The sequence below is a fragment of the Microbacterium sp. genome (assembly GCF_035554235.1).
GTDB lineage: Bacteria > Actinomycetota > Actinomycetes > Actinomycetales > Microbacteriaceae > Microbacterium.
In genome coordinates, this window is the sequence record NZ_DATMIO010000157.1 from 1 (window position 1) to 4,567 (window position 4,567).

The window sequence follows — 4,567 nt, forward strand, 5'->3', positions numbered from 1 at the left end:
TACTTCGCCCACCGCCGCGACGTGTTTAAGCGTGACGGCATGCTCTACGCGGTCTCGGACTTCGTCGAGCTGCTGCCCGACGAGAAGCCCTTCGAGGAGTCCGTGCGCTTTCGCACCGTGGGCGACATGAGCTGTACCGGCGCCGTCGCCTCGACGGCCGAGACGCTCGAGGCCGTCGTGGCCGAGATCGCCGCCACCCGCGTCACCGAGCGCGGCGAGACGCGCGCCGACGACCGCATCTCCGAGGCGGCCATGGAGGACCGTAAGAAGGAGGGCTACTTCTGAGATGTCCAACGGCGCGATAACCAACGGGCGGCCGCTGCCGAGCGCGCGTACCTCGGAGCTCGTCCGCTTCGCCACCGCCGGCTCGGTCGACGACGGCAAGTCGACGCTGATCGGCCGGCTGCTCTACGACACCAAGTCGATCTTCGAGGATCAGCTCGAGCACGTCGAGGAGACCTCCAAGCGCCGCGGCGACGGCTACGTCAACCTCGCGCTTCTCACCGATGGGCTGCGCGCCGAGCGTGAGCAGGGCATCACGATCGACGTCGCCTACCGCTACTTCCACACCCCCCGGCGCAAGTTCATCATCGCCGACACCCCGGGGCACGAGCAGTACACGCGCAACATGGTCACGGGCGCCTCGACCGCGGACCTCGCGCTCATCCTCGTCGACGCGCGCAAGGGCGTGCTCGAGCAGTCGCGCCGCCATGCGTTCATCGCGTCGCTGCTGCGCATTCCTCACCTCGTGGTGTGCGTGAACAAGATGGACCTGGTCGACTACGACCAGGAGGTGTTCGAGTCGATCGCCTCCGAGTTCTCGGGCTGGGCCGCGAAGCTCGACGTGCACGACCTGACCTTCATCCCGATCTCGGCGCTGCGCGGCGACAACGTCGTCGAGCGCTCCGAGCGCACGGAGTGGTACCAGGGCCCGTCGCTGCTCTACCACCTCGAGCATGTGCACGTAGCGTCCGACCGCAATCTCCAGGACGCCCGCTTCCCCGTGCAGTGGGTCGTGCGCCCGATGTCGGACGAGCACCACGACTACCGCGGCTACGCCGGCGAGGTCGCCTCCGGGGTCTTCCGCGCCGGAGACGACGTGCTGGTCCTGCCCTCGGGCCGCACGTCGAGGATCGCCGCGATCGACACCTTCGACGGCGAGGTGGAGGAGGCCTACCCACCGCTGTCGGTCACCGTCCGCCTGGAGGACGACGTCGACGTCTCGCGCGGAGACATGATCTGCCGGACCCACAACCAGCCCACCGAGACCCGCCGGCTCGACGCGATGGTCTGCTGGATGTCCGAGCGCCCCCTCTCCGCCTCCGGGCGCTACCGGATCAAGCACACCACGCGCACGGCGCTGGCCAAGGTCGACGAGGTGCGCTACGCCCTCGACGTGAACACCTTGCACCGCCACGAGGACGCGACGGGCCTCGAGCTCAACGAGATCGGTCGCCTGAGCCTCCGCCTCTCGACACCGCTGCTGGTCGACGAGTACCGCCGCAACCGCGCCACAGGAAGCTTCATCCTGATCGACGAGTCGACCAACGACACCGTCGGCGCGGGAATGGTGCTGTAGCCGCAGCCGGGCTCGCCAGGGCGCGGCGCTTGCGACACGGGCCGGTCGTCTAGCCTCTCCGCGCGTGGACCCCGCCATTGTCGCTTTCGGCTTGGGCGTCGGCGTGCTGGTGGGAATGACTGGCATCGGCGGCGGCTCGCTCATGACGCCGATGCTGATCTTGGTGTTTGGGGTAACACCAGTGACCGCGATCGGTACCGACCTCGCCTATGCGGCGGTGACCAAGACCGTGGGCGGCTACAAGCACTGGCATCTGAAGACCGTCGACTTCCAGCTCTCGTCCTGGATGGCGATCGGGTCGGTTCCGGCGGCGGTCGGCGGCGTCTATGCCCTCCACCTGCTCGAGGACCTCGCGGGCCACGACTTCGACGACCTGCTGCTGACGCTCCTGGCCGTGACGTTGCTGCTCACCGGCGCCGCGACGCTGGTGCGCGCCTTCCTGAAGAGCATGCACGCCCGCGAGCGCGACACCATCGAGATGGAGCGCCGGCACAAGATCGCCGCCGTCACGCTGGGGGTCTGCGTCGGCTTCGTGCTCGGGGTGACCTCGGCCGGATCGGGGGCGCTCATCGCCATCGGGCTGATCCTGCTGTTTCGCCTCGCTCCCACACGCGTGGTGGGCACAGACGTCTTCCACGCAGCCATCCTGCTGTGGGCCGCCGGACTCGCCCACATCGTGGCCGGCAACGTCGACTTCGGCCTGGCCGGCAACATCCTCATCGGCTCGGTTCCGGGGGTGTGGATCGGCAGCCACTGGTCGGTGCGGGTCGAGCCCGCCGTGCTGCGCACCACGCTGGCGGTGGTCCTGATAGGCGCGGGGCTGGCGCTCCTCATCAAGGCCGGGCTGGACATCCCGGTGGCCGTGATCGTGCCCTTCCCGGTCGCCGTGATCGCGTTGCTCCTGGTCACGATCGTGCGCGAGCAGCGCGCCAAGGCGGCCCGGGTCCTGGCGGAGCGGGCCGACGCGGCCGGGCCGGTTCCGGGGCGCTCGCCGTAGGACCCTGAAGCACGCGCGCCCGCGGCCGATAACGGAGGCATGGCACGACGCTTGCTGGCCCTCACAACCGCCCTTTTCGCGCTGAGCGCCACCTCGGCGAGCGCCGCGACGATCTGCGTTCCCACGGGCACGGGCTGCGATCAGACCCAGCCCACCCTCCAGGGTGCAATAAACCTTGCAGCCGGCACCCCGACGGTTCGCGACACCATCCGGCTGACCGCGGGCGACTTCACCCAGAACGCCGTCGTCATAGGGACGAACCCCGTCGACATCGTCGGCGCGGGCCAGGGGACGAGCGGCACCATCCTCCGCTCGCCCAACAGCGGCTTCTCGCTCGACATCCAGTCGCCGGGCAGCACCGTGTCGAACCTGCGCGTGCGTGTGGAGCCGCACACCATGTTCGAATCCGGCATCGGGCTGAGCGGAGCCGGTGCGGTGGCCGACGGAGTCACGGTTCTCGGCGAGCCGGGCGTCGACAACGCGGTCGGGGTCATCGTGCGCACGGGGGCCATCCTGCGCAACTCGCTCGTGCAGGTTCCGGGCACCGGCAACGCGAACGACGCGATCGGCGCCGAGGGATCCTCGCTGATCGAGAACGTCTCCGCCGCGGGCGACAAGATGGTCGACGCTCGCGACCCCGGCCCTCCCGTCGTCATCCGGCGGCTGCGCTCGTCGACTCCGTCGCCGATCGGCATCCAAGCCATCGGGGAGGGCTCGGTGAATATCTCCGACGCGCTGATCCGCCTCTCCGGCGGATCGAGCGGCGGCGCTCTTTATGCCGAGACCTCGGCCGGCGGCAGCCCCGGCATCGTGGCGCGCCACGTGACCGTCATCGGCACCGGCGACGCCGTGAATGCCGGGCGGGGCGTCTACGCGGACGGCTTCGACCCCGGGCGAACGGCCGTGATCGACGTCCGGGATTCCATCTTCCACGCCCTCAGCACGGATCTCGAGGTCGAGGCGAGCGCGCCCAGCAGCGCCCGCATCGCGATCGGCTACTCCAACTTCAACCCGGCCAAGATCGTCGACACGGGCGCCGGCGACGGCCAGGTGGTCACGGGAGCGGGGAACCTCGTCGTCAACCCCGGCTTCGTCGACGGAGCGGCCGCCGACTTCCGGCTGCGCGCCGACTCGCCGCTGCTCGACCGCGGCTTCCCGGGCGCGGGCTCGACCGCCGACCTCGACGGCGCGGCGCGGCCCAACGATGGCAACGGCGACGGCGTCGCGGTTCGCGACCCCGGGGCCTTCGAGTACCAGCGTCCGGCATCGCCCCCGGGCGTGACCGATAGCTCGGCGCCGCTCTTCCGGATCCTGTCCAAGCGGCTCAAGCTCGACCGCCGGGGCCGCGTTGCGCTGGTGCTTCGCGGGCCGGCCAACGAGACGGCCGCCTCGAACGGCTCGCTCGGGCTGCGCAGCGTGCGAGGCCGTCGCATGCTCGGTCGCAAGAGCTTCTCGCTGCGTCCTTCGGCTCGGACGGTCGTGAACCTCAAGCTCACGCGCAAGCGGGCCCGCCGCGTGCGCAGGCTCGGGAAGCTGCGCGTGATCCTCTCGGTCACCGCCCGCGACGGCGCGGGCAACGCGCGCACCGTACGCAAGCGCGTGATGCTGCGGGCCCTCCAGACGCGCAACTGAGCCTCCCGCGCTGAGCCGGGCCGCGTAGGCTTGCGGCCCGAATGATGGTGGTGATGACACCCGAGGCCACCGCCGCGCAGATCGACGCCGTGGTCGCCAAGCTCGAGGCCCGCGGCGTGCACGCCAAGGTCATGCCCGGCGAGCTGACGACCGCCATCGGCGCGATCGGCGACCCCCAGGGCGTGCGGGAGCTCGGGCTCGAGGGTCTGCCCGGCGTGGACCAGGTGATTCCGATCTCGCGGCCCTACAAGCTGGCCTCGTCGGAGCTCTCCCATCACGCATCCACGTCGTTCGCCGTCGACGGACGGCAGGTGGGCGGGGGCGAGACCTTCTGCCTGATCGCCGGCCCGTGCACGGTC

General features: G+C 70.4%; 4 protein-coding genes and 1 pseudogene. All 5 read left to right on the plus strand.

From position 1 onward, the window contains the following. Positions 1-285, plus strand: a pseudogene (locus tag VNT50_RS08165) (sulfate adenylyltransferase subunit CysD); the annotation flags it as partial. Between the two features lies 1 nt (position 286). After that, complete coding sequence (gene cysN / locus VNT50_RS08170) at positions 287-1,579, plus strand: sulfate adenylyltransferase subunit CysN (RefSeq protein ID WP_325484617.1); 1,293 nt, start codon at positions 287-289, stop codon at positions 1,577-1,579. A 64-nt stretch (positions 1,580-1,643) separates the two neighbouring features. Continuing rightward, positions 1,644-2,576, plus strand: coding sequence for a sulfite exporter TauE/SafE family protein (locus tag VNT50_RS08175; RefSeq protein ID WP_325484618.1), 933 nt, complete (start codon positions 1,644-1,646; stop codon positions 2,574-2,576). 39 nt (positions 2,577-2,615) lie between these two features. Further along, positions 2,616-4,208, plus strand: a complete 1,593-nt coding sequence (locus tag VNT50_RS08180; protein ID WP_325484619.1) for a hypothetical protein — start codon at positions 2,616-2,618, stop codon at positions 4,206-4,208. A 53-nt stretch (positions 4,209-4,261) separates the two neighbouring features. After that, the coding region (locus VNT50_RS08185) for a hypothetical protein (protein WP_325484620.1) at positions 4,262-4,567 on the plus strand (306 nt) is incomplete at its 3' end.

Excerpts from the sequence above, each read along its gene's own strand:
- cysN (WP_325484617.1), top strand. The coding sequence starts at position 287 with ATGTCCAACGGCGCGATAACCAACGGGCGGCCGCTGCCGAGCGCGCGT.
- VNT50_RS08180 (WP_325484619.1), top strand. The coding sequence starts at position 2,616 with ATGGCACGACGCTTGCTGGCCCTCACAACCGCCCTTTTCGCGCTGAGC.